The following is a 25,859-nucleotide window of genomic DNA, read 5'->3' on the forward strand; positions in this document are numbered from 1 at the left end:
CACTTTCTGCAGCGTCATGGGCCGGACGTATCCGCCGATCAGCGTGCGGTGCCACCACGCCCGTTCGCGGCGCAGCTCGGTCAGTGTGGTGAAGCGGTACCGATAGAGCTGCGCGCGCACATAGCGTGGCGGTGCATCCGGGAAGGGATTGCGTCGCAACAGGCGCAGCGCCGGCCGATCGTTGCGCAACAGCCGCTGCAGCAGCGGCGTCAGCCACGGCTGGGCATAGCCCGGCGAGATTGCCGCGAACCACATCAGCCAGTCCAGGCGCAGGTGATACGGCGCCCACTGACGGGGAAGCTTGCGCAGCGCACCGGGCTTGCCTTTGAATTCGTATTCCTTCCAGACGGTCTGCGGGGTGAGCCTTTCCTCATCGGTGCCCTCGATCACCACCTCTCGCCGGGAGCGGCCGATGCTGCCGAAGGCGCCGTAGGTGTTGACCAGATGAACTGGGTTGAACGACATGTTCATTCGCTGTCGCGAGGAGAGCATGTTGCGCACCGGCCAGTAGCTCAATAACAGCACCGCGCCGGTGAACGCAATCACCAGCCCGGCGAACCACAGCGGCGACGGCGGCCACGCCGGGTGCGCGGGAACCGGCAGCAGAGTGGCTGCCGACGAGTCGTCGATGGCGCTGAACGCCAGAACGATCGTCAGCCAATTGAGCCAGGCGAAGTTGCCCGACGCCACCAGCCACAGCTGGGTGACCACGACGAACCCCGCGGCCACGCCGGCCACCGGTTGCGGCGCGAACAGCCCGAACGGGACGATCAGCTGGGCGAAATGGTTGCCCGCCACCTCCACGCGGTGCAGCGGCTTGGGCAGGTGATGGAAGAACCAGCTCAACGGCCCCGGCATGGGCTGGGTCTCGTGGTGGTAGTACAGGCACGTCAGGTCGCGCCAGCACGGGTCGCCGCGCAACTTGATCAGGCCGGCGCCGAACTCGACCCGGAACAGCAGCAACCGCGCCATCCATAGCGTCAGCATCGGCGGCGCCACCCGGTCGTTGCCGAGAAAGACCATCAGAAACCCGGTCTCGAGCAGCAACGACTCCCAGCCGAACGCATACCAGGCCTGCCCGACGTTGACGATGGAAAGGTAGAGCACCCACAGCGTCAGCCACATCAGCATCGCGGCCCACAGCGGCGCCAGGTCGGCCACCCCGGCGACGATGGCAGCCGCCAGCGCCGCGCCGAGCCAGCAGACGCCGGCGAACAGCCGGTCGGAATAACGCAGATGAAAGACGCTCGGCGTTCTCCAAAACGACTGTCCGGCCAAAAACCGTGGTATCGGCAGTATTCCGTGCTCGCCGAGCAGGGCCCGGAACTGTAGTGCGGCCGCGACGAACGCGATCAGGTAGATGGCCGCGACGCCGCGCTCGAGCACCAGTCTGCCCAGCGAGTATTCGGGTGCCGAGAACCATCCCATGGCGATAACTCCTTGGACGGTGGCGTTCATACGGAGCTGTATAGCCAGTCAACCAGCAGGAAAACCGGTAGCCAACAGCCGAATGTCATTCGTTACGAGGTCGGCGCACCCACTCGGGCACGGTGATTACCGAAGCGGCGAGCACGGCAAGCGAAATCAGTGCCAGCAGTTGCACATTCGCGGAATGGCCGGCGTAACCGCCGACCGCCCGCCACGGATGCCGAGAGAGTGCCGCCCCGGCCAGAATCAGCCCGCCCGCGCTCAGCCCGATCGTCACACCGTCGCGCCACGGCTGCCGATGGCGCAGGACGTACCGCAGGGCGAGGGCGGCGCCGACGACCACCACCCCGGCCGCGCCCGCGATGACCGCCCCGGCCGCCAGCACCGCGACCGCCGCCCAGGGCCCCGATGTCCATGGTCGTGCGGGCTCGTCGCCGTCACGCCCCCGCCGGGTGCGCCACAACGCGAGCATGGCCAGCAGCGGCAACAACGCCAGCCCCACCGCCAGCCCGGCCCGGTAAAGCGCGTTGGAGGCGAAGGTCAGCGTGATGGTGCCCGGGTTCCCCGCCGGCACCACCCAGCCCTGCTGCCACCCGTTGACGGCGACCGGTGTCAATCGGGCCCCGGTGCTGGTGCGCGCCACCCAGCCGGGGTTGATGCTTTCGGGGATGACCAGCACCCGGGAGGTGGCCGACGCGGGGGCGCGCACCTCGCGACGACTCGGACCCCACGCTCCGGTGGTGGCGCGAACCGGCGGGGGGCCGGTGTCTTCGGGTAATTCGGCGACACTCGGTGTTGACAGCTGGGCTCCGTCCACGACGAACTGAGCGCCCGGGCTGATCAACAGCTCCTGCTGGCCCGCCGGCAGCGCGATCGGCTCGTGTTCGCAGGCCAGCGCCCGAACCGGTTCGCCATCCAGCAGGGCGCCGACGGTGGTGTGGATCGAGGTATGCACGAACCGGCCCGCGACCGCGATGACCGGGCCGTGCTCGCAGTCGACGGTGATCTCACGGATGCGATTGCGGGCGGCGTCGGCGGGCGCGATCGGGTTGCCGTCGGCGCCCAGCACCGCGACGTCGGCCAGCCCTGGCGGCTTGAGTTGGTCGAAGCCCAGCGCGTTGCGGTCGATGATGTCTTCCCAGTCGAGCAGGCTGACGCTGACGGTGTCGGTCACCCGGGGTTTGAGTGACAGGGTTTGCGGTTCGCTTGGCTTCAACTCACGCACTTGTGGGCCGTCGCCCAGGTTGACGGCCACCATCGTCGGGTGCGCGGGCAGCGTTGACCGGGTGGGAACCAGGCGCAGCCCGGTGACCTCGGTGGGCCGCGGCAGCGTCAGGGTCAACGTGGGCGGGGTCTTGTGCTGCACCACCCGCTGTGGCGCGGTCCACGCGGTGGCCGGGTCGCCATCGGCGGCCGCATAGGCCGAGCCCAGGACGTCCACCACGTCGGAATCACCCTGGGCCCGGGTGGTGTTCGGCTCGGCGATCAGATCGGCCAGTTTGGGTCCCTGCCGCGGCCGCACCCACACCGTCGGCGTGACCGACACCGGGGCCGCCACGGTCAGCGTGCGGCTGAAGTTGACCGGCTCCTCCGGCGCCAGCGCCATCGACGCCGCGCAGCGCACGCCGTCGGGTGCCCGGGCGCAGCCCGGCCTGCCGAGCAGTTCCGATCCCAAGTCCCAGCCGGCGATCGCCGAACCCGCCGGCGGCCCGGGCACCTGCACGGTGTGCCGCAGGCTGACCGGGTGGGCGAATCCGGACGCGTCGTACTGGGTGATGGACAGATCGGTGATGCCGAACTGCACGCCGGCGGACCCGTCGTCGGTGCCGGCGGCGGTGAGCCGCACCCAGGGGGTTTCGCCGTAAGGCAGCGCCGCGGTGAGCGGCTTGCCCGGCTCGTCGAACCGCAGGGTGGTGCTGCCGGTGGCGGTCTCGATCAGGATGCGGCGAACCTGGGCGCCGACAGCGGTGGCGCTCGGCGTGACGGTGATGGCGCCGTTGGTCACGGGGTGGTCGAAATCCACCCGCAGCCACTGCCCGACGGCGGCCTGCAGTGCGTTGGACACCCACGCGGTCGCCGAGTCACCGTCGATGGCGGCGGCGGGGGAGGTCGCCGGTGCGACGTCGGGCATCGCTGTGGAATCCGATGACGAGCTCGACACCGTAATCCGCCCGCCCGTCCAGGCGCCGAATACCGTGTTGGCGCCCGGGACCGGATAGTCGGGAACTCGGTTGTAGGTACGGCGGGCGTCACCGGAGGCCCGGATCGCCGACGAGTGCTCGTCGACGCGGCCGTAGTCGGTCTCGCGGGCCACCGGGGTATCGGTCACGGTGATGTTGGGCGCCGGCAATCCGGCCTCCCGCGCGTCCGCGGTCATCAGCACCGGGCCCAGCGGCGGCCCGCCCAGCAGCCGTCGCCGCTCGTCGAGACGCAGCAGCACCTCCGGCCCGCCCTCGACCCGGGCGAGCCCGTCGGTGTCGACGAAGTAGGGCGCGCCGGGGTCACCATCAACGACGACGCGATAGATCACTCGGTAAATCTCGACGGCCGGGTATCGCGGGCGCAGCCCGCTGTCGGCGACGAAGCCCGCCAGCGTGCCGGGTCCCACCGGTGCGCCGAACTGCGCCACCTTCCGCAGTCGCGGCGAGCCTTCGATGGCGCGGTGCACCAGGATGGGGCGTGCCGAGCGCGACGTATCGGGATCCAGGTCGTTGCGCAGCACCACATAGGAAATGCCTTGGCGGGCAAGGGTATCGGCTAGGCCAGCCGAGGGTTGACCGGCCGCGAACAGGCGTTGCACCGAATCCAGCGCCCGGATGGTCTGCGGCGGGGTCAACGGGATCGAGTCGTGCACCCCCCACGGGCTGCTCCCGAGCACTTGCAGCGGCTCGTCGTGGCTGGTGCCCCACACCTGGGTGGCGAACGGCGCTCCCGGGACCACCAGCACGCGTCCGGGAGCCGGTGTCCCCGTGTTGTTTTCGTCGAGCCACTCGGCGGCTTCGTGCCAGTACTTCGGTATCGCGGTGAACGCGCCCGGCGGCGTGAGCCGACCCGTCCACGCCAGCGAGGTGCTGACCATCAACGCCGTCAGGACCACAACCGCTACCGCGACCCGTTTGTCGCGCTCGGGGTGAGCGAACGCGCGCAGCCACACCGACGGCGGCGCGCAGCCGGGAAGGGGTACCCGGCCCAGCAGCTGCGCGATGCCCAGCACGATCGGGATCCTGATCACCGACCCCAGCTTGTGCACGTTGCGGAAGGGCGCTCCACCGGCGTCCAGGAACGCCTGCACCTGGTGGGCCAGGGGCGAGCCCAGCCCGCCGCTGTAGCCGGCGGCCATCAACACCACCCCGGCCAACAGCATCGTCACCAGCCGTCCCCGGGCCGGCATCCCGGGGCTGGCCAGCCCCGCCAGCCCGGCCGCCGCGACCAGGCAGGTGCCCAGGATGGCCGCCGATCCGGTGACCAGTGGCGCGCCCGCGGTGGCGGTCGGCGCCACGAACGGGGTCCAGCTGTCGGTGCCGCGCAGTATCTCGGTCAGTGACGACCATTGCGTTGTCACGCCGGAGGATTCGATGAAGTCCAGGAAGGGGGGACTGACGTGGCGCAGGCAAACCAGCGCGACGATCCACCACAGCGTGGCCAGGCACAGGGCCAATACCCACCACGCGGTGTAGCGCCACCACAACCGGTTCGGCCGGTGACTTGCCCACCAGATCACCGCGGGCAGGCAACCGGCCAGCGTCGCGATGGCGTTGACCGCGCCCATCAATGCGACGGCGAACCCGGCCTGCGCGGCGAGGGCGCGCACCGACCTATTTGTCCCGTCCGTCTTCGCAGCCCGCAACGCCAGGATGGTGGGCAGCAACACCCACGGCGCCAGCATCATCGGCAACGTTTCCGACGAGATGGATCCCAGCGTGGTCAGCACGCGCGGCGACAGGGCGAACGCCGCCGCGCCGATCACGCGTGACGCCGGGCTGCCGATGCCCAGCGCCTCGGCGACCCGCAGCAGGCCCCAAAAGCCGACGCTGAGCAGCAACGCCCACCACAGCCGCTGGGTCACCCATCCGGGCACTCCCAGCAGATGGCCGACCAGGAAGAAGGTGCCGTGCGGAAACAGGTAGCCGTAGGCCTGGTTCTGCGTCTGCCCGAAGGGCAGTTCGCTGTTCCACAGGTTGGTGGCGCGGGCCAGGAAACGCAATGGGTTGACGGTGAGGTCGAGTTTGGTGTCCGGGGATATCTGCCCGGGGGATTGCGCAAACGTCAACACCAGCGCGGTGGCCCCGACCAACAGCAACCACCGGCGGGACAGCGGCGGGGCCGGGGCCGGTCCCGCAGGCTGCGCCCGCGTCGCCCCCGCCGCGCGGCTAGCTACGGTTGCCGTACTCGACCCGGTTGAGCACTGACGACTGCGGATCGCCCCCGGGGAGTGGCGGCTTTGTGTCCTGTTGCACCATCAGAGTGATCCCGAAGATCGCGGCCGCGCCCAACAACAGACCAACCACCACGCTCGCAGCGGCGGGCGCGATGATCCGGTTCATCGATTGCTCCTAGCGGTTTTGCGGGGGCTTGCAGGGGGGTTTGCGGGGGTTTGCGGTCGTGCGCTGCAACCTAGCGCCAACCTAGCAGAAGCGCCGTCACGCGCCCCGGATCCGAAGGCCGGGGCCCGGCCGTGAAAACATGGCCCGATGCCTTTTCCGCGCGCCCTGGCCGTGCTCGCCGCCGCTTCGGCGCTGGTGGCAGGTTGCGGCCACCATGCCGCACGGCCTGCAAGCCCCTCGTCGACCACGGCCAGCAAGCCGGCGGCCGCGCCCGCGCCGCCGGTGTGCGGGGACCCGACCGCCATGCCGATCCGCGACAAGTTGGCCCAGCTGCTCATGGTGGGCGTGAAGAACGCCGACGACGCCCGGGCCGTGGTCAACGGCTACCACGTCGGCGGCATTTTCATCGGAAGCTGGACCGACCTGTCGATCTTCAACGGCCCGCTGGCCGACATCGCGTCCAAGGCGGGGCCGCTACCGCTGGCGGTCAGCGTCGACGAAGAGGGTGGCCGGGTGTCGCGGTTGCGCGCGCTGCTCGGCCCGGCGCCGTCGCCCCGGGAGCTGGCGCAGACCCAAACGGTCACCCAGGTTCACGATTTGGCGGCCGACCGCGGCAAAAAGATGCGTGACCTGGGCATCACCATCGACTTCGCCCCGGTCGTCGACGTCACCGACGCCCCGGACGGCGTGATCGGGGACCGTTCATTCAGCGGCGATCCCAATACCGTCACCGCCTACGCCGGGGCCTACGCGCAGGGTCTGCGGGACGCCGGGCTGCTACCGGTGCTCAAGCATTTCCCCGGTCACGGGCATGGCTCGGGTGATTCGCACCAGGGCGGGGTGGTCACGCCGCCGTTGAGCGACCTGCAAAGCGTTGACCTGGTGCCTTACCGGACGTTGGTGACCGCGGCCCCGGTCGGGGTGATGGTCGGCCACTTGCAGGTTCCCGGCCTGACCGACGACCTCCCGGCCAGTCTGAGCCCGGCGGCGGTGCAGTTGCTTCGCAACGGCACCGGCTACGGCGCCCCGCCCTTCGACGGCCCGGTGTTCAGCGACGACTTGTCCAGCATGGCCGCGATCTCCGATCGGTTCGGGGTATCGGAGGCGGTGCTTCGCTCCCTGCAGGCCGGCATCGACGTCGCACTGTGGGTCACCACCGACGAGGTCCCCGCGGTCCTGGATCGGCTCGAAAAAGCAGTGGCCGCAGGCGAATTGACGATGCCCGCCGTCGACTCCTCGGTAGTCCGGGTGGCGACGATGAAGGGTCACAGCCCCAAGTGTGGGCACTAACGCGTGTGCGGCGGCAACGCATTCTTTACCCTGGAGTCAGATAGACGGGCTAGAGAGGCACAGCGATGGCGGGTGGTACCAAGCGGCTACCGCGAGCTGTCCGGGAGCAGCAGATGCTCGACGCCGCCGTGCAGATGTTCTCGATCAACGGCTACCACGAGACCTCGATGGACACCATCGCGGCCGAGGCGCAGATCTCCAAGCCGATGCTGTACCTGTATTACGGCTCCAAGGAGGACCTGTTCGGCGCCTGCCTCAACCGCGAGATGAGCCGGTTCATCGACGCGGTGCGCGCCGACATCGACTTCACCCAGAGCCCGAGGGACCTGCTGCGCAACACCATCGTGTCGTTCCTGCGCTACATCGACGCGAACCGGGCGTCCTGGATCGTGATGTACACGCAGGCCATTAGCTCGCAGACGTTCGCCCACACCGTGCGCGAGGGCCGCGAGGAGATCATCGAGCTGGTCGCCGGGCTGACGCGGGCAGGCAGTCGCAACCCGCGACCGGACCGTGAGTACGAGATGATGGCCGTGGCGCTGGTGGGCGCCGGTGAGGCGATGGCCACCCGGCTGAGCACCGGCGACATCGACGTCGATGAGGCGGCCGAGCTGATGATCGATCTGTTCTGGCACGGCCTCAGGGGCGCGCCGGAGGATCGGGAAGCCGCGGCCGGGGCCGACGGCCCCAACGCCGCCGTCGGCTGAAAAGGCGCCGTCAGGCGCCCGCGCGGCGAGTGACATACATTCGTCCGGTGGCTCGCCGCAACCTCGACTTCTTTTGCGCGGTGATCATCGTCGGATTGCTGGCCGGGGTCGCCGGCTTGTCGACGACGGCGGTGCTGCGCTTCGTTCAACACCTCACGTACCACTACACATTCGGCACATTGCTCGTCGGGATCACCGGCAGCAGTCCGGTGCGCCGCGCCCTCGGGCCCATGGTCGGCGGCGGGCTGGCGGGGCTGGGCTGGTGGATCCTGCGCCGCAGAGCCGCCGTGCCGCCACTGGCCGAGACCATCGCCCGCCGTGAGCGGATACCCCGGCTGTCATGGAGCATCGATGCCCTGCTGCAGGTCGTGCTGGTCGGCTCCGGGGCTTCCCTCGGCAGGGAAGGAGCTCCGCGCCAATTCGCGGCGGCGTTAGGCGATTTGGCCACCGGCTGGCTCAGGCGCCTCTCCAGCGGCGATCGCGAGATTTTATTGGCGTGCGCGGCCGGGGCCGGGCTCGGAGCCGTCTACGCCGTTCCGCTGGGCGGCGCGCTGTTCTCCGCACGGATCATGCTGAACAGCTGGCATCCGCGGGCGCTGGGTGCGGCATTGCTCACATCCAGCCTGGCCGTCGCGATCGGCTCCGCCGTCACGCATGATCAACCCGCACTGGACTGGCCCAGCGCGGAGTCGTCGTATCTGCTGACCGCACACGCGTTGATCTTGGCGCCGCTGACCCTGGCGGTGGGATTGGCGTTCAACCGGCTCATGGCGGCCGCGCGGCCGGCCGGCCAGATGCGGACCTGGGTGCTGGTGCCCGCGCTGGCTGGCGCGGGCTTGGTGATGGGTATCTGCTCGGTCCGGTGGCCCGAATTGCCGGGCAATGGTCGAAGCATTTTGACCGTCAGCCTCGCCAGCGGGCTGACTCTGTCTGCGGCATTGGCGATTCTGGTACTCAAACCGCTGCTGACCGCGATGTTCCTGCGCGCCGGTGGGGCCGGCGGAATGCTCACCCCGTCGCTGGCCACCGGCGCGGCGGCCGGCGCGGCGCTCGTGTTGACGATCAACTGGGCGGCCGGGACACACCTGCACGGGCCGGCGGTCTCGCTGGCCGGCGCCGCCGGGGTGCTCGCGGTCACCCAGGACTCACCGATCTGGGCGGCGATCTTCGTCTGGGAGCTCGCCCATCCCCCGCTTTGGCTTTTCCTGGTCTTCCTGGTGACCGCTTGCGGCGCATACGGATTGAAGGTGCTTGCGCTGGGTCGCCGGTAGCGGCATCCGGGCTAGAGAGCCCGGACCGTACCGGTCAGGTGCGGATATCCCTTGGCGATGTTGCGCAACGAGAGATCCCAGCCGTCATCGCGGTCGTCGACGTAGAGCCCGACGGTGGCGGGCAGCAGCACCGGCTTGCCGAACCGCACCGAATACGTCACCGCGTCCGGGAGCCGAGCCTCGATGTTGGCCAATACCGCTGCGGCGCTGTACATCCCGTGCGCAATGACCGTCGGGAATCCGAACAGCCTGGCGGCGATCGGGTTGGTGTGGATCGGGTTGTGATCGCCGCCGACGACGGCGTAGCGCCGGATGCGGCCGGGGCTAATCCGTAGCACGGTGCTGGGCGGGGGGAGCTTCGGCTGTTTCTGGGGCGGCGGTTTGGGCTCGTCGGACAGGCTGGTGCGTTGCTGGTGCAGGAAGGTGGTCACCTGGTGCCACGCGGTGTCATTGCCGACGCTGACGTCCGTCACCAGGTCTACCAGCAGGCCCTTTCGGTGTTCGCGGAGGTTCTCGGCATGCACGCGCACGCCGACCGTGTCGGTCACCCCGATCGGGCGGTATTGCGTGATGTGGTTTTCGGTGTGCACCGATCCCATTGCGGCGAAAGGAAAGTCGAATCCGGTCACCAACGACATCAGCGCGGGAAAGGTCAACGCGAACGGATAGGTCAGCGGGACGTTGTTGCCATAGCGCAGCCCGGTGACCGCCGCGTACTCGGCCACGTTCGCGTGGTCGATGGGCAATTCCTCGACCGCCACCGTGCGGCCGGGCGGTTGCCCTCCGCGGGGCAGCAGCGGTAAGGCCCCGGCCGCCGCGCGCAGCATGTTCTTCAGGCCGCTTGGCTGGTTCATCGCGTTCTCCTCACGCGCCCAGCATGGCCTGGCCGCAAACCCGAATGACGTTGCCGGTCACCGCGTTTGAAGCCGGGCTGGCGAAGTAGGCAATGGTCTCGGCGACATCGACCGGCTGCCCGCCCTGCAGCAGCGAGTTCATTCGGCGGCCCACCTCGCGGGTGGCCAGCGGGATGGCGGCGGTCATCTGGGTTTCGATGAAACCCGGTGCGACGGCGTTGACGGTGATGGCCTTTTCGTAGAGCGTCGGCGCCAGCGCCTGGGCCAGGCCGATCATCCCGGCCTTGGTCGTGGCGTAGTTGGTCTGGCCGCGGTTGCCCGCGATGCCGGCCATCGACGACAACCCGATCACCCGGCCGCCCTCGCCGAGGCTGCCGTTCCCGATCAGGCCTTCGGTAAGCCGTTGCGGGGCAAGCAGGTTGACGGCCAAGACGGCGTCCCAGCGGGCGTCATCCATGTTGGCCAACAACTTGTCGCGGGTGATGCCGGCGTTGTTGACCAAGACGTCGGCGTGGCCGGCGTCGTGGTCGCGCAGGTGCTCGGTGATCTTGTCGACGGCATCGTCGGAGGTGACGTCGAGCCATAACGCGGTGCCCCCGACCCGGCTGGCGGTCTCGGCCAGGGTCTCGGCGGCGGATTCCACGTCGATCGCGACGACGCGGGCCCCGTCCCGGGCGAACACCTCGGCGATCGTCGCACCGATGCCACGGGCCGCGCCGGTCACGATGGCGACTTGGGAGTCCAGCGGTCGTTCCCAGTCGGCCGGCGGTGTGGAGTCGGCCTCCCCGATATAGAAGACCTGGCCGTCGACGTAGGCCGATTTGGCCGACAGGATGAACCGCAAGGTGGATTCCAGGCCGGTCGCGGCCGGTTTGGCGGCCGGCGACAGGTACACCAGCGCCACGGTGGCACCGCGGCGCAGCTCCTTGCCCAGCGAGCGGGTGAAGCCCTCCAGCGCGCGCTGTGCGATCCGCTCGTCGGTGCCGGCGGCGGCGTCGGGCGTGGTGCCGACGACGACGACTCGTGCGCAGCGGCCGAGGTTACGCAGCAGGGGCGTGAAGAAGTCGTGCAACCCCCGCAGGCCGGCCGGCGCCGTGATGCCGGTGGCGTCGAATACCAGCCCGCCGAACTGGTCGGCCCAGCGGCCGCCCAGGTTGTTGCCCACCAGGTCGTAGTCCTTGTCCAGCGCCGCACGCAGCGGTTCGACCACCCTGCCGTCACCTCCGATCAGCAGGGATCCGGCCAGTGGCGGATCGCCGGGCCGATAACGGCGAAGTGTCTCGGGTTGCGGAACACCAAGTTGCTTTGCCACAAACGATCCGGGGCCGGAGTTGACAACCTGCGAAAACAGATCGGACGAGCGCTTGGGAGCCACTGAGCTGCCTTCCTTTTTCTTTCGAGGTTCGTTCTAGGTCCGGGAGTGTCCGTTTAGGGCAACCGTATCGGGGACGAACTTACTGCAGAGTAAGAACAGTCGGTAGTATGGCGTCCAACGGCCGATCCAAAACTGATGACCGGAGAGAAATAGTGGCCCCTGCGAGTTCGAAGACCAGCCCGTCCAGGCAGAAAGTCGCCGTGTTGGGCGGCAATCGCATTCCGTTCGCCAGATCGGACGGCGCCTACGCCGAGGCGTCCAACCAGGACATGTTCACCGCGGCTCTGGGCGGGCTGGTGGACCGGTTCGGGCTGGCCGGCGAACGACTCGGCGTCGTGGTCGGCGGCGCCGTTCTCAAGCACAGCCGCGACTTCAACCTGATGCGTGAATGCGTGCTGGGCTCCGAGCTGTCTTCGCACACACCGGCGTTCGACATTCAGCAGGCCTGCGGCACCGGCCTGCAGGCAGCGATCGCCGCGGCCGACGGCATCGCGGCCGGCCGCTACGACGTGGCGGCCGCGGGCGGGGTGGACACCACCTCCAACCCGCCGATCGCCCTGGGCGATAACCTGCGCCGGCACCTGCTGAAGTTGCGCCGGTCCAAGTCCAATCTTCAACGGCTGAAGCTGGTCGGCACGCTGCCCGCCACCCTCGGTGTGGAAATTCCGGCCAACAGTGAGCCGCGCACCGGCCTGTCGATGGGCGAGCACGCCGCCATCACCGCCAAGCAGCTGGGGATCAAACGCGTCGACCAGGACGAGTTGGCCGTTGCCAGCCACCGCAACATGGCCGCAGCCTACGATCGGGGCTTCTTCGACGACCTCGTGACGCCGTTTCTGGGGCTGTACCGAGACGATAACCTGCGCCCCGACGCCAGCGTTGAGAAGCTGGCCACCCTGCGCCCGGTTTTCGGCGTCAAGGCCGGTGACGCGACGATGACGGCGGGCAATTCGACCCCGCTGACCGACGGTGCTTCGGTCGCGTTGCTGGCCTCCGAGGATTGGGCCGCCGGCCACTCGTTGGCTCCGCTCGCCTACCTGGTGGATGCCGAGACGGCAGCGGTCGACTACGTCAACGGGCGCGACGGCCTGCTGATGGCGCCGACCTACGCGGTACCCCGGCTGCTGGCCCGCAATGGGCTGAGCTTGAGTGACTTCGACTTCTACGAGATCCACGAGGCGTTCGCGTCGGTGGTGCTGACCCATCTGCAGGCGTGGGAGTCCGAGGAGTACTGCAAGGAGCGGCTGGGCCTCGACGCCGCGCTGGGGTCGATCGACCGATCCAGGCTCAACGTCAACGGGTCGTCGTTGGCCGCCGGTCACCCGTTCGCGGCCACCGGCGGGCGGATCCTCGCTCAGACCGCCAAGCAACTCTTTGAAAAGAAAGAGGCGAAGAAGGCAGAAAAACGCGGCGGTCCACTGCGCGCGCTGATCTCGATCTGCGCTGCCGGCGGCCAGGGTGTCGCCGCGATTCTCGAGGCCTGACCCGTCGGCCGGAAGCCGCGTCGGACCCACCCTGAAGGGGCGCGATGAAATATGTCACATGCGGTTAATGGCGGGCGGTGTTTGGGTATCCGCTAGTCCGGACAGCCCCGTGTTGTGGTCTGACCCCCCGACCCCGACGGCAACACGGGGCGTCCCTGAGTCGGTCGCCGGTCGAATAGGCACAACCGACTGGCGCACGAAAAGGGCCGCCGCTGGAGTGAGGGGATCCAGCGGCGGTCTTTTTGGTACGCAGATTGGTCCGCAAGGTGGAAAGGTCCCCCGCCTCCCTGGGGAAGCGGGGGACCTTGATTTATCGGCCGGCTAGCCGGCTCCGTCAGAAGGCGGCCTCGTCGAGCTCCATGATGTCGTTGTCCAGCGTCTCGATCACCTCGCGGGTGCTGGCCAGCAGCGGCAGGAAGTTCTTCGCGAAGAACGACGCCACCGCGACCTTGCCCTCGTAGAAGGACCGCTCCGCGCCACTGGCACCGGCGTCGAGCGCCTGCACGGCAACCGCGGCCTGACGCTGCAGCAACCAGCCGATGATCAGGTCACCGACGCTGATCAGGAAGCGGACCGAACCGAGGCCCACCTTGTACAGGCTGGTGACGTCTTGCTGGGCCGCCACCAGGTACCCGGTCAGCGTGGCCGCCATCGCCTGGACGTCGGCCAGGGCCTTGGCCAGCAGCTCGCGCTCGGACTTCAGCCGGCCGTTGCCGGACTCGCTGTCGACGAACTTCTGGATCTCACCGGATACGTGGGCCAGCGCCGCACCCTTGTCGCGGACGATCTTGCGGAAGAAGAAGTCCTGCGCCTGGATGGCGGTGGTGCCCTCGTAGAGGGAGTCGATCTTGGCGTCCCGGATGTACTGCTCGATCGGGTAGTCCTGCAGGAAGCCCGACCCGCCGAACGTCTGCAGGCTCTCGGTGAGCTTCGCGTAGGCCTGCTCGGAGCCCACGCCCTTAACAACCGGCAGCAGCAGGTCGTTGATCCTAACGGCCAGGTCGGCATCCACGCCGTGCAGTGCCTCGGCGATCGCGGCGTCCTGGAACGTCGCGGTGTAGAGGTACAGCGCGCGCAGACCCTCGGCGTAGGCCTTCTGGGTCATCAGCGACCGACGCACGTCGGGGTGATGCGCGATCGTCACCCGCGGTGCGGTCTTGTCGGTCATCTGGGTCAGGTCGGCACCCTGGACGCGGGACTTGGCGTACTCGAGTGCGTTCAGGTAGCCGGTCGACAGCGTGGCGATCGCCTTGGTGCCGACCATCATGCGGGCCTGCTCGATGACCTCGAACATCTGCGCGATGCCGTTGTGCACCTCGCCCACCAGCCAGCCCTTGGCGGGCACGCCGTGCTGGCCGAACGACAGCTCACAGGTCGCCGAGACCTTCAGGCCCATCTTGTGCTCGACGTTGGTGACGAACACGCCGTTGCGCTCGCCCAGCTCGCCGGTCTCGAAGTCGAACAGGAACTTGGGCACGAAGAACAGCGACAGGCCCTTGGTGCCGGGACCGGCGCCCTCCGGGCGGGCCAGCACCAGGTGGAAGATGTTCTCGAACAGATCGCCGGAGTCACCAGAGGTGATGAACCGCTTCACGCCGTCGATGTGCCAGGAGCCGTCCTCCTGCTGGACGGCCTTGGTGCGGCCGGCGCCGACGTCCGAACCGGCGTCCGGCTCGGTGAGCACCATGGTCGAACCCCAGCCGCGCTCGGTGGCCATGACGGCCCACTTCTTCTGCTCCTCGGTGCCGAGGTGGTAGAGGATGTTGGCGAAGCCTGCGCCGCCGCCGTACATCCACACCGCCGGGTTGGCGCCGAGAATGTGCTCGTGCAGCGCCCACAACAGTGCCTTGGGCATCGGCATGCCGCCGAGGGCCTCGTCGATGCCGGCCTTGTCCCAGCCGGCTTCCTGCACTGCCTGGACCGACTTCTTGAACGACTCCGGCAGGGTCACCGAGTGTGTCTTGGGGTCGAAAACCGGCGGGTTGCGGTCACCCTCGACGAACGACTCCGCGACCGGTCCCTCGGCCAGGCGGCTGATCTCGGTGAGCATTTCCTGGGCGGTGTCGGCGTCCAGGTCGCTGTACTCGCCTTGGCCTAACGCCTTGTCAACGCCCAACACTTCGAACAGGTTGAACACCTGGTCGCGGACGTTGCTCTTGTAGTGGCTCACTACGTTCCTCCTCGTTGAGAATGCCACTTGTGGTTGGGTACTAGGTCTAAGTTACCCACCAGTAACACGACTAAACTATAACCGTTAGCCAGTCCGGCGCAAGCGAGTGTGAGCTAAATTTCATTGTCTAATTAACCAACCGGTTGGGAAGGCTTGTTTGCGGCTCCGGATATCCCTGTGAACTGCGACGATGATGGACCTCTGAAAGACGATGAAAGACGATGAAAGACGATTAAAGACGATGAAAGACGTCACTGCCTTGCCCGTGGTGGACCTGCGGGCCGACCCTGACCGACTGCGCCAAGGCCTGCGCGAGGCCGCTCATGAGGTGGGGTTCTTCTATCTGACCGGCCACGGGGTGCCCGACGGGCTCGGGCGCAGGGTGCTTGAAGTGGCACGCCGGCTGTTCGCGCTTCCGGAAGCCGACAAGGACGCCGTCGCGATGGTGCGCAGTCCGCATTTTCGCGGCTACACCCGGCTGGGTGGCGAGCTGACCCGGGGCGAGGTGGACTGGCGCGAGCAGATCGACATCGGGCCCGAACGACCCCCGATCGGTGGGCCCGGCAAGCCGGATTACCTGTGGCTGCAGGGCCCGAATCAGTGGCCGGCGGCCCTGCCCGAGTTGCCCGGGATCATCGAGGAATGGGATGCCGCGCTCTCGTCGGTGGCCCGCAGCCTGCTCGGGCATTGGGCGGCCTCGCTGGGCAGCCCACCGGACCTGTTCGACTCCGCCTTCGCCGAGACGCCGGCCACGCTGATCAAGATCGTCCGTTACCCCGCCCGCGCGGCCAGCTCCCAGGGCGTCGGTGCGCACCGCGACGCCGGGGTGCTGACGCTGCTACTGGCCGAGCCGGGCAGCCGCGGCCTGCAGGTGCGGCGGGCCAGGGGCAGCGAACGGGGCTGGGTCGACGTGCCGCCATTGGAGGGCGCGTTCATCGTCAATATCGGCGAGCTGCTCGAGCTGGCGACGGGCGGCTACCTGCGAGCCACCGCGCACCGGGTGAACCTGCACGGCCCGGCGGCCGAACGGATTTCGGTGCCGTATTTCTTCAATCCGCGACTGGACGCACAGATCCCGATGCTGTCGCTGCCCGAAGAATTAGCGGCACTCGCAGAGAACGTTCACGACCCGTCGGATCCGATCTTTTCGGTCTACGGTCGCAACGCCTGGAAGAGCAGATTGCGGGCCCACCCGGATGTGGCCGCCGCGCACGGATACTCGCCGGGAAGTGGCGGCGGATCGACGGGCCGCCAGGTAGGGTCGGGCGGAAGAAATCCGTCTTCGACTTCAAGGGGCGAATGAGGTCCGGTGAGCTCGACGAACAAGCTGACACCGTCCACCCTTCGTGAGGCCTTCGGCCACTTTCCATCCGGCGTGGTGGCCATTGCCGCCGAGATCGAAGGAATCCGGGAAGGCTTGGCGGCCAGTACCTTTGTGCCTGTCTCGCTGGACCCACCACTGGTGTCGTTCTGTGTGCAGAACACGTCGACGACGTGGCCCAAACTCAAAGGCGTGCCGATGCTGGGCATCAGCGTGCTCGGCGAGGCCCACGACGAGGCCGCCCGAACCTTGGCCGCCAAGACCGGTGACAGGTTCGCCGGTTTGGAGACGGTGTCCAGAACCACCGGCGCGGTCTTCATCAAAGGCACCGCGTTGTGGCTGGAGAGTGCCATCGAGCAACTGATCCCGGCCGGGGATCACACCATTGTGGTGTTGCGGGTCAACGAGGTGACGGTGGACCCGGAGGTGGCACCCATCGTGTTCCACCGCAGCGTGTTCCGCCGGTTGGGCGCCTGACGCCACAAGGCGAGCCGCCAGCCCGTCAGCGGCGGAACAGCTTGTTACCCAACCAAACCACCGGGTCGTACTTGCGGTCGACGACCCGCTCTTTCATCGGGATCAGCGCGTTGTCGGTGATCTTGATGTGTTCCGGGCATACCTCGGTGCAGCACTTGGTGATGTTGCAGTAGCCCAGGCCGTGCTCCTGCTGGGCATCGTTGCGCCGGTCCCGGGTGTCCAGCGGGTGCATTTCCAACTCGGCGATCCGCATCAGGAAGCGCGGCCCGGCGAACGCCTTCTTGTTTTCCTCGTGGTCGCGGACCACGTGGCAGACGCTCTGGCACAGGAAGCATTCGATGCACTTGCGGAATTCCTGCGAGCGCTGCACGTCGACCTGCGCCATCCGGTATTCCCCGGGCTGCAGTTCCTTGGGCGGTGCGAAAGACGGTATCTCGCGGGCCTTTTCGTAGTTGAACGAAACGTCGGTGACCAGGTCACGGATTACCGGGAACGTCCGCAGCGGCGTCACGGTCACGACCTCGTCCTCGTCGAACGTGGACATCCGGGTCATGCACATCAACCGGGGGTAGCCGTTGATTTCGGCCGAGCACGATCCGCACTTGCCCGCCTTGCAGTTCCACCGCACCGCGAGATCGGGCGTCTGGGTCTGCTGCAGGCGATGGATGATGTCGAGCACCACCTCGCCCTCGTTGACCTCAACCGTGAAGTCCTGGAGCGCGCCGCCGGCCTCGTCGCCGCGCCACACCCGCATGGTCGCGTTGTAGCTCATTTACTTCTCCGTCCCGGGGGTCCGTCCTGGATGCTCGGCCAGCTCACCGTCGGTGTAGTACTTCTCCAGCTCGGAGATCTCGAAGAGCTCCAGCAGATCGGGCCGCATCGGCACCTGGTCTTCGCGAGTGATGGCGATGTCCGGAATCACGTCGTCGCCGCCGGCTGTGCGGCAGACCAGCAACACCTTGCGCCACGACGCGTCCATCGACGGATGATCGTTGCGGGTGTGCCCGCCGCGGCTCTCGGTGCGTTCCAGCGCGGCCTTGGCCACACATTCGCTGACCAGCAGCATGTTGCGCAGGTCGATCGCCAGATTCCAGCCGGGGTTGTACTGGCGATGCCCCTCGACGTGAATGTGTTTGAACCGCTCACGCAGCTTGTCGAGTCGGCCGAGGGCCTCGGTGATTTCTTCCGACTTGCGGATGATGCCTACCAGGTCGTTCATCGACTGCTGCAGTTCCAAATGCAAGGTGTAGGGGTTCTCGGCCGCGGCGCCATTGGTCGGTCCCTCGAAGGGGGCTAGCGCCCGCTTGGCCGCCGTGTCGATGGCGTCCTGGGCGACGGCCGGGCGGCTGCTCAGGGCGCGCACATAGTCGGCGGCCCCCAGGCCGGCGCGCCGGCCGAACACCAGCAGGTCGGACAGCGAGTTGCCGCCCAGCCGGTTGGAGCCGTGCATACCGCCGGAGCACTCGCCGGCCGCGAAGAGCCCGGGGACCGTGGCCGCACCGGTGTCGGCGTCGACCTCGATACCGCCCATCACGTAATGACAGGTGGGCCCGACTTCCATCGGCTCCTTGGTGATGTCGACCCCGGCCAGCTCCATGAACTGGTGGTACATGGACGGCAGTCGGCGCTTGATCTCCTCGGGCGTCAAACGGGACGCGATGTCAAGGAAGACCCCGCCGTGCGGGCTGCCCCGGCCGGCTTTGACTTCCGAGTTGATCGCGCGCGCGACCTCATCGCGCGGCAGCAGGTCCGGGGTGCGACGGGCCGAGTCGTTGTCCTTGAGCCACTGGTCGGCCTCTTGCTCCGTTTCGGCGTATTGGCCTTTGAACACCGGCGGGATGTAGTCGAACATGAACCGTTTGCCGTCGGAGTTCTTCAGCACCCCGCCGTCACCGCGAACGCCCTCGGTGACAAGGATTCCTTTCACGCTTGGCGGCCAGACCATGCCCGTCGGGTGGAACTGGACGAACTCCATGTTGATCAGCGACGCGCCGGCCCGCAGCGCCAGCGCGTGCCCGTCGCCGGTGTACTCCCATGAGTTCGAGGTCACCTTGAACGACTTGCCGATCCCGCCGGTGGCCAGCACCACCGCGGGGGCCTCGAACAAGACGAACCGGCCGCTTTCACGCCAGTAGCCGAACGCCCCGGCGATGGCGTCCCTGTCTTTGAGCAGCTCGGTGATCGTGCATTCGTCGAAGACCTTGATCCGCGCCTCGTAGTCGCCGAATTCGGCGTGGTCCTCCTGCTGCAGCGAGACGATCTTCTGCTGCAGCGTGCGGATCAGCTCCAGGCCGGTGCGGTCACCGACGTGCGCCAGCCGCGGATAAGTGTGCCCGCCGAAGTTGCGCTGGCTGATCTTCCCGTCTTTGGTGCGGTCGAACAGTGCGCCGTAGGTCTCCAACTCCCACACCCGGTCCGGCGCCTCCTTGGCGTGCAGTTCGGCCATCCGCCAGTTGTTCAGGAACTTCCCACCACGCATGGTGTCGCCGTAGTGGGTCTTCCAGTTGTCCTTCGGGTTGGCGTTACCCATGGCCGCCGCAGCACCGCCCTCGGCCATCACCGTGTGGGCTTTGCCGAACAGGGATTTGCACACCACCGCGACCTTGAGGCCGCGCTCGCGCGCTTCGATGACCGCGCGTAGCCCCGCGCCGCCGGCACCGATCACGACCACGTCGTAGGAGTGCCGTTCGACCTCAACCATGAAACCCTCGCTCAGCTTTTCTTGTTAGTCCCGAAACGGCTTTTCAGCCAATGAATCTGAAGTCCGTGATGGTTCCGCTGGCCACCAGCATGATGTAGAAGTCGGTGAGCGCCAGGGTCCCCAACGTGATCCATGCGAATTGCATATGCCGGGTGTTCAACTTGCTGACCTGTGTCCAGATCCAATACCGCACCGGGTGTTTGGAGAAATGCTTCAGCCGGCCGCCGGTGACGTGCCGGCACGAATGGCACGAGATGGTGTAGGTCCAGAGCAGCAAGACATTGACCACCAAAATGACGTTGCCCAAACCGAACCCGAAACCGGAGGGCGAATGAAACGCCATTATCGCGTCGTAGGTGTTTATCACCGAAACCACCATCGCGACGTAGAAGAAGTAGCGGTGACTGTTCTGAATGATCAGCGGAAGTCGGGTCTCGCCGGTGTAGTGGGCACGCGGTTCGGGCACCGCGCAGCCGGTCGGCGACTGCCACACCGAACGGTAGTAGGCCTTACGGTAGTAGTAGCAGGTAATCCGGAAACCCAGCAGGAACGGTAATACCAGCATTCCCAACGGAATCCACCACGGGAAGTGGCCGAACCAGACACCCAGATGGCTGGCGCCCGGCTCGCACGACGCGCTGACGCAGGGCGAATAGAACGGCGTCAGGTAATGGTATTTGTCCACCCAGTAGCTGCTGCCCCAAAAGGCCCGGGTGGTCGCGTAGAGGATGAACGCCAAAAGACCGAGGTTGGTGACCAGCGGCGGCAACCACCAGCGGTCCGTGCGCAGCGTCCGTTCCGGAATTTGTGCGCGGGTAGCCGAGAAAACGCCGGACTCAGAACGGGTCGCCGTGGGTGCGCTCATCTAGTGTTCCTCTTCGAACGGGCTGTCAGGTCGAAGGGTACACAGAGCGAACCCCCTTATTTTCGGGGGGCTTGGGTTGTCAAGACCGGCTGTGACCTCCGACACCTTCATCGTCGACATCGCGCCAGAAGTCGGTGTCGTACTCGGTGTCGGGGATGACGATCTTCTCTCCGGAATGCTGCACGGTGGCGCGGGTCAGGTCCAATTCGGACACGTCGGTATCGAGCAATTCGACGTCGGACAGTATCCGGTCGGCGTCGATGACGATGCGGCGCATCGCCGGGCTGTCGCCGTAGCGCGCCTTCAAGGCGCTCACGCACCGCCGCAGGCCGCCGATGAGGTCGTGAAGTTCGGCGAGTTCAGCCGTACCGGTGGGACTCGTCAACGGATCTCCTCGAGCGGACGGTGTTTCGGATCACAGTACGCCCTCGATACTATCCACAGCGTGGCAGCTCGAACCATCGCCGAACGTGCCACGGCTCTGCTCGAGTTGCACCAGCCGGGCAACCCGGTGGTCCTGCCGACGGTGTGGGACGCCTGGTCGGCCCGACTCGCCACGGACGCCGGGTTTGCCGCACTCACCGTGGGTAGCCATCCGCTGGCCGATTCGATCGGCAAACCCGACGGCGAGGGCATGTCGTTCGAGGACGTGCTGACCCGCGTCTCCCAGATCACCGCCGCGGTCGACGCGCCGGTGTCGGTGGACATCGAGTCCGGTTACGGGCTGCCGGCGGCGCGCCTGATCGAGGGGCTGCTGAGCGTCGGCGCCGTCGGGCTCAACATCGAGGACACCGTGCACTCCGAGGGCAAGCGACTGCGGTCCGCCGCCGAACACGCCGAACTCGTCGGTGCGCTGCGGTCGGCCGCCGACGCGACCGGGGTGCATGTCGTGATCAACGCCCGCACCGACCTCTTCATCCGCAACGATGGTGGCGACGCGGATCGTCTCGAAAGGGCTGTCGCGCGGCTTACCGAAGCCGCCGCCGCGGGCGCCGACGTTCTGTACCCGGTGGGCCGCCACGACCCGGAGGCGTTGCGGCGCTTGGCCACTGACCTGCCGCTGCCGATCAACGCGATCGCGCTGCCCGACCAGGACGACCCGGCGTCGTTCGGCCCGCTGGGTGTCGGCCGGATCAGCTTCGGGCCTTTCTTGCAGGCCGCGCTGGCGGCCCGGGCCAAGGAGCTGCTGGCCCGCTGGGCCTAGCGGCACGGGCATACAGCGAGGAAATATCTTGCGGGCCAACAAGGTTGAGTCAATCCGACGGAGCCGATCGGCTCCGCCGGATTGACTTTGCTTCAGCGCGAAATTACTTGGTGATCTCGATGCGCTTTGCCTGAGTCCCGGCATAAACACCGGTGACCCGCACCGTCAACACACCCGCGTCGTACGAAGCCGTGATGGCCTCGCTGGTGACGTGCGCGGGCAGTTGGAACGACCGGCGGAACGATCCGTAACGGATCTCGCGCAGTGTGCGGCCGTCTTCTTCCTCTTCGGCGCGCTCGTCGCGGTGTTCGCCGTGGATTACCAGGCGGCCCTTGTCGACCTCGACGTTGACGTCTTTATTCTACGTCAACACCCGGCAGTTCCAGGCGTACAACCGCGTCATCGCCATCCTTGACGATCTCCGCGGCCGGCCTAAAACCGCTGGTCACCGACTTGGCCCAGTCCGTCGTCGCGGCGGGGCCGAAAAAGTCGCGCAGCCACCGGTCGGTGTCCCAGGCCGGTCGCGACCACAATGCGAGATTGCTCATGGCTTCTCCCTCTGCTTCCTTATGCTTCCTTGTGAGTTGGCTGTGACCGGCGCCTTGCCGGTCGGCTATTCCTCAAAACATGAGTCGACCCCGCTTAAGTTCCACCTGGACGTTCGCCGCGAGCGAACAAACATCACACAGGCATTTGGAAGGAGTGAGACCGCCGTCACGCCAGCGTCACATTTTGCGATTTTTCCTTAATTTGGGGCCCCTATCCTCGTGCCATGGCCCCAACCCCAAATGCGCGCGCGCACTGTGCTGCGCGTCACGTCATCGTGGTTGGGCACGGCATGGTGGGCCACCGACTGGTGGAGGCGCTCCGGGCCCGCGACACCAAGGGATCTTGGCGCATAACGGTTTTGGCTGAAGAGGCCGACGCGGCGTATGACCGCGTCGGCTTGACCTCTTACACCGAAGGCTGGGACCGAGAACTGCTGGCGCTGCCCGGCAACGACTACGCCGGCGACGAGCGGGTTCGGTTGGTGCTCAACACGCGCGTCACCGAAATCGACCGCGCGACAAAGTCTGTGGTCACCGCCGACGGCGAACGGCACGGCTACGACGCCCTGGTGCTGGCCACCGGGTCCTACGCTTTCGTCCCGCCGGTGCCCGGCCATGACCTGCCGCCGTGTCACGTTTACCGCACGCTCGACGACCTCGACGCCATCCGCGCCGACGCCCGGCGCACGCTGGAGGCCGGTCACAGCACCGCGGGAGTGGTGATCGGCGGCGGCCTGTTGGGACTCGAGGCCGCTAATGCGCTGCGCCAGTTCGGGTTGCAGACGCACGTCATCGAGATGATGCCGCGATTGATGGCCCAGCAGATCGACGAGGCCGGTGGCGCACTGCTGGCCCGGATGATCACCGAGTTGGGGCTCGCGGTGCACGTAGGGACGGGTACCGAATCGATCGAATCCGTTGAGCATTCGGACGGCTCGACGTCGGTGCGGGTGCGGCTGACCGACGGCGACATCATCGACGCCGGCGTGGTGATCTTCGCGGCCGGCATCCGGCCGCGCGACGAGCTGGCTGCGGCCGCGGGTTTGACGCTCGCGGAGCGGGGCGGCGTTCTCACCGACTTGTCTTGCCGGACCACCGATCCTGACGTCTTCGCGGTCGGCGAGGTCGCCGCGATCGGGGGGCGATGCTACGGCCTGGTCGGACCCGGTTACACCTCCGCCGAGGTGGTGGCGGACCGGCTGCTGGACGGCGCCGCGGAGTTCGGCGAAGCGGACCTGTCGACAAAGCTCAAACTGCTCGGCGTCGATGTGGCCAGCTTCGGCGACGCCATGGGAGCAACCGAGAACTGTCTAGAGGTCGCCATCAACGACGCGGTAAAGCGGACATACGCCAAACTGGTGCTGTCCGACGACGCCAAGACCCTTCTCGGCGGGGTGCTGGTCGGCGACGCCTCTTCGTACGGGGTGTTGCGGCCCATGGTCGGCAGCCAGCTGCCCGGGGATCCGCTCGCGCTGATCGCGCCGGCGCAGTCCGGTGGCGCGGCGGCCTTGGGAGTTGGGGCGCTACCGGATTCGGCGCAGATCTGCTCGTGCAACAACGTAACCAAGGGCGATCTGAAGGGCGCGATCGGCAACGGCTGCGGTGACGTTCCCGCGCTCAAGTCGTGCACAGCGGCCGGCAACTCGTGTGGGTCGTGCGTGCCTTTGCTCAAACAGCTGCTCGAGGCCGAAGGCGTGGAACAGTCCAAGGCGCTGTGCGAGCACTTCAGCCAGTCGCGGGCGGAGCTTTTCGAGATCATCTCCGCCACCGAAATCCGGACTTTCTCGGGCCTCTTGAAGAGCTTCGGTCACGGAAAGGGTTGCGACATCTGCAAACCCGTGGTCGCTTCCATCTTGGCGTCGACCGGTTCCGACCACATTCTCGAAGGCGAGCAAGCCTCGCTGCAGGATTCCAACGACCACTTCCTGGCCAACATCCAGAAGAACGGCAGCTACTCGGTGGTGCCCCGGGTCCCCGGCGGTGACATCAAGCCGGAGCATCTGATTCTGATCGGCCAGATCGCCCAGGAATTCGGGCTTTACACCAAGATCACCGGCGGCCAGCGGATCGACATGTTCGGCGCCCGCGTGGACCAGTTGCCGCAGATCTGGAAGCGGCTGGTCGACGGCGGCATGGAATCCGGGCATGCGTACGGCAAGGCCTTGCGCACGGTGAAGAGCTGCGTGGGCACTGACTGGTGCCGGTATGGCCAGCAAGATTCGGTGCAGCTGGCCATCGACCTGGAACTGCGGTATCGCGGCCTGCGGGCGCCGCACAAGATCAAGCTCGGCGTGTCGGGCTGCGCGCGCGAATGTGCCGAGGCGCGCATCAAGGACGTGGGCGTCATCGCCACCGAGAAGGGCTGGAACCTCTACGTCGGCGGCAACGGCGGCATGACCCCCAAGCACGCTCAGCTGCTGGCCAGCGACCTGGACACCGAGACGCTGGTCCGCTACGTCGACCGCTTCCTGATGTACTACATCCGGACGGCCGATCGGCTGCAGCGCACGGCGTCGTGGGTCGAATCGCTGGACGGCGGCCTGGATCACGTGCGCGAGGTGGTGTGCGAGGACTCGCTGGGCCTGGCCGGCGAATTCGAGGCCGCAATGGAGCGGCATGTGCAGAACTACAAGTGCGAATGGAAGGGCGTGCTGAAGGATCCAGACAAGCTGTCGCGGTTTGTCTCCTTTGTCAATGCCCCGGATGCCGTCGACTCGACGGTGGCATTCACCGAGCGTGCCGGGCGCAAAGTGCCTGTGCCCATCGGCATGCCGCGGATCCGCTGAACTCGGGAGGAACTATGACACTTCTCAACGACATTCAGGTGTGGACGTCCGCCTGCGCGTACGACCACCTCATTCCCGGTCGTGGCGTCGGTGTGCTCCTCGACGACGGCACGCAGGCGGCGCTTTTCCGGCTCGACGACGGGTCGGTGCACGCGATCGGCAACGTCGACCCGTTTTCCGGGGCGGCAGTGCTCTCGCGTGGCATCGTCGGAGACCGCAGGGGCCGTGCCACGGTCCAATCACCCATCCTGAAGCAGGCTTTCGCGCTCGAGGACGGTTCTTGCCTGGACGACCCGCGGGTCTCGGTGCCGGTGTACCAGGTGCGCGTCACACCCGAGGGCCAGATTCAGATCGGGCGGATCGCTCTCAGCGAGTGATATCGCCGACCAGGTAGCGCTGCATCGTCGGGCCGATCGCGTCGACGAGCGCATCGACCGGCATCGAGTGCAGCGGCTCCGAGCGCATCCCGTAACGCATGATGCCCAGGCCCACCAGTTGGGAGGCGCACAGCGATGCCCGCACGGCGACCTTGTCGGCACCGAGGATTTTCAGCAATGGGCCGAAAACCGGGCCGATGAACATGGACTCGACGATTTCGGCGGTCTTGGCCAGCCCGGTGGACGCGATCGCACTGGCCGCGAAGGGGCCACCGCCGGCCGCATCCCATGTGGTGATCAGCATCTGCAACGTCCGGCGGCCGACCTGGTTGACCCCTCCGGTGACGATCCGATCGATGAACTCCGGTGTGCCGAAGGGCAACCGCAGCATCTTCGCGACCGGATCGAGGAGCCCGCGTGACGGCTCTTCCCGACGAGGCATGGTGTCAGGATCGCC

General features: G+C 67.2%; 19 protein-coding genes and 2 pseudogenes. 9 read left to right on the plus strand and 12 right to left on the minus strand.

Going from position 1 to position 25,859, the window contains the following annotated elements:
* The 3 genes from ACLP4W_RS17910 to ACLP4W_RS17920 form a co-directional block, all read right to left on the minus strand.
* Positions 1–1,428, minus strand: a 1,428-nt coding sequence (locus ACLP4W_RS17910; RefSeq protein ID WP_442388272.1) for a lipase maturation factor family protein, incomplete at its 3' end; no start/stop codon positions are given.
* Positions 1,429–1,513: 85 nt separating this feature from the next.
* Positions 1,514–5,743, minus strand: a complete 4,230-nt coding sequence (locus ACLP4W_RS17915) for an alpha-(1->3)-arabinofuranosyltransferase domain-containing protein (RefSeq protein ID WP_442388274.1) — start codon at positions 5,741–5,743, stop codon at positions 1,514–1,516.
* A 55-nt stretch (positions 5,744–5,798) separates the two neighbouring features.
* Positions 5,799–5,972, minus strand: coding sequence for a DUF2613 domain-containing protein (locus ACLP4W_RS17920; RefSeq protein WP_065443914.1), 174 nt, complete (start codon positions 5,970–5,972; stop codon positions 5,799–5,801).
* Positions 5,973–6,119: 147 nt separating this feature from the next.
* Between ACLP4W_RS17920 and ACLP4W_RS17925 the strand changes: the two genes are divergently transcribed.
* The 3 genes from ACLP4W_RS17925 to ACLP4W_RS17935 all read left to right on the plus strand — a co-directional run bounded on the left by ACLP4W_RS17925 (position 6,120) and on the right by ACLP4W_RS17935 (position 9,240).
* On the plus strand, positions 6,120–7,262 hold the full coding sequence (locus ACLP4W_RS17925; RefSeq protein ID WP_442388169.1) for a glycoside hydrolase family 3 N-terminal domain-containing protein: 1,143 nt from the start codon (positions 6,120–6,122) through the stop codon (positions 7,260–7,262).
* 65 nt (positions 7,263–7,327) lie between these two features.
* A complete protein-coding gene (locus ACLP4W_RS17930; protein ID WP_442388171.1) occupies positions 7,328–7,969 on the plus strand; it encodes a TetR/AcrR family transcriptional regulator in 642 nt (213 codons plus the stop codon).
* Positions 7,970–8,007: 38 nt separating this feature from the next.
* Positions 8,008–9,240, plus strand: a complete 1,233-nt coding sequence (locus ACLP4W_RS17935) for a chloride channel protein (protein WP_442388276.1) — start codon at positions 8,008–8,010, stop codon at positions 9,238–9,240.
* 11 nt (positions 9,241–9,251) lie between these two features.
* Here the strand turns inward: ACLP4W_RS17935 and ACLP4W_RS17940 are convergent, their stop codons facing one another.
* Positions 9,252–10,094: a MaoC/PaaZ C-terminal domain-containing protein gene (locus ACLP4W_RS17940; RefSeq protein WP_442388173.1), complete on the minus strand. Its 843-nt coding sequence runs from the start codon at positions 10,092–10,094 to the stop codon at positions 9,252–9,254.
* Positions 10,095–10,104: 10 nt separating this feature from the next.
* Positions 10,105–11,469: a 3-oxoacyl-ACP reductase gene (locus tag ACLP4W_RS17945; protein ID WP_442388175.1), complete on the minus strand. Its 1,365-nt coding sequence runs from the start codon at positions 11,467–11,469 to the stop codon at positions 10,105–10,107.
* A 152-nt stretch (positions 11,470–11,621) separates the two neighbouring features.
* Between ACLP4W_RS17945 and ACLP4W_RS17950 the strand changes: the two genes are divergently transcribed.
* Positions 11,622–12,953 (plus strand): acetyl-CoA C-acetyltransferase, encoded by a 1,332-nt coding sequence (locus ACLP4W_RS17950; RefSeq protein ID WP_442388177.1) that lies wholly within the window; start codon positions 11,622–11,624, stop codon positions 12,951–12,953.
* Between the two features lie 334 nt (positions 12,954–13,287).
* Here the strand turns inward: ACLP4W_RS17950 and ACLP4W_RS17955 are convergent, their stop codons facing one another.
* Complete coding sequence (locus ACLP4W_RS17955; protein ID WP_442388179.1) at positions 13,288–15,123, minus strand: acyl-CoA dehydrogenase; 1,836 nt, start codon at positions 15,121–15,123, stop codon at positions 13,288–13,290.
* 241 nt (positions 15,124–15,364) lie between these two features.
* On the opposite strand from ACLP4W_RS17955, the pseudogene ACLP4W_RS17960 reads away from it, so the two are divergent.
* Together ACLP4W_RS17960 and ACLP4W_RS17965 are read left to right on the plus strand one after the other, a co-directional pair.
* Positions 15,365–16,357 (plus strand): annotated as a pseudogene (locus ACLP4W_RS17960) (isopenicillin N synthase family dioxygenase); the annotation flags it as partial.
* A gap of 75 nt (positions 16,358–16,432) precedes the next feature.
* Positions 16,433–16,921, plus strand: coding sequence for a flavin reductase family protein (locus tag ACLP4W_RS17965; protein ID WP_442388180.1), 489 nt, complete (start codon positions 16,433–16,435; stop codon positions 16,919–16,921).
* A 25-nt stretch (positions 16,922–16,946) separates the two neighbouring features.
* On the opposite strand, the gene ACLP4W_RS17970 is transcribed toward ACLP4W_RS17965, so the two are convergent.
* The 4 genes from ACLP4W_RS17970 to ACLP4W_RS17985 form a co-directional block, all read right to left on the minus strand.
* A complete protein-coding gene (locus tag ACLP4W_RS17970; protein WP_442388182.1) occupies positions 16,947–17,693 on the minus strand; it encodes a succinate dehydrogenase/fumarate reductase iron-sulfur subunit in 747 nt (248 codons plus the stop codon).
* A complete protein-coding gene (locus ACLP4W_RS17975) occupies positions 17,694–19,622 on the minus strand; it encodes a fumarate reductase/succinate dehydrogenase flavoprotein subunit (protein ID WP_442388184.1) in 1,929 nt (642 codons plus the stop codon). It abuts the gene before it with no gap.
* A 43-nt stretch (positions 19,623–19,665) separates the two neighbouring features.
* Positions 19,666–20,487 (minus strand): hypothetical protein, encoded by an 822-nt coding sequence (locus ACLP4W_RS17980; RefSeq protein ID WP_442388186.1) that lies wholly within the window; start codon positions 20,485–20,487, stop codon positions 19,666–19,668.
* A gap of 79 nt (positions 20,488–20,566) precedes the next feature.
* Positions 20,567–20,872 (minus strand): hypothetical protein, encoded by a 306-nt coding sequence (locus ACLP4W_RS17985; RefSeq protein ID WP_442388188.1) that lies wholly within the window; start codon positions 20,870–20,872, stop codon positions 20,567–20,569.
* Positions 20,873–20,932: 60 nt separating this feature from the next.
* On the opposite strand from ACLP4W_RS17985, the gene ACLP4W_RS17990 reads away from it, so the two are divergent.
* Complete coding sequence (locus ACLP4W_RS17990) at positions 20,933–21,691, plus strand: isocitrate lyase/PEP mutase family protein (protein WP_442388190.1); 759 nt, start codon at positions 20,933–20,935, stop codon at positions 21,689–21,691.
* A gap of 103 nt (positions 21,692–21,794) precedes the next feature.
* On the opposite strand, the pseudogene ACLP4W_RS17995 reads toward ACLP4W_RS17990, so the two are convergent.
* Positions 21,795–22,239 (minus strand): annotated as a pseudogene (locus ACLP4W_RS17995) (Hsp20/alpha crystallin family protein).
* A gap of 224 nt (positions 22,240–22,463) precedes the next feature.
* Between ACLP4W_RS17995 and nirB the strand changes: the two are divergent.
* Entirely contained in the window at positions 22,464–25,025 is a 2,562-nt protein-coding gene (gene nirB / locus ACLP4W_RS18000) for a nitrite reductase large subunit NirB (protein WP_442388191.1), read from the plus strand.
* A gap of 14 nt (positions 25,026–25,039) precedes the next feature.
* A complete protein-coding gene (gene nirD, locus ACLP4W_RS18005) occupies positions 25,040–25,402 on the plus strand; it encodes a nitrite reductase small subunit NirD (RefSeq protein WP_442388193.1) in 363 nt (120 codons plus the stop codon).
* Here nirD and ACLP4W_RS18010 read toward each other — a convergent pair.
* Positions 25,392–25,844: a TetR/AcrR family transcriptional regulator gene (locus tag ACLP4W_RS18010; RefSeq protein WP_442388195.1), complete on the minus strand. Its 453-nt coding sequence runs from the start codon at positions 25,842–25,844 to the stop codon at positions 25,392–25,394. The genes nirD and ACLP4W_RS18010 overlap by 11 nt on opposite strands.
* Between the last annotated feature and the right edge of the window lie 15 nt (positions 25,845–25,859).

Origin of the sequence: Mycobacterium sp. (assembly GCF_052145595.1) — a bacterium.
Taxonomy (GTDB): Bacteria; Actinomycetota; Actinomycetes; order Mycobacteriales; family Mycobacteriaceae; genus Mycobacterium.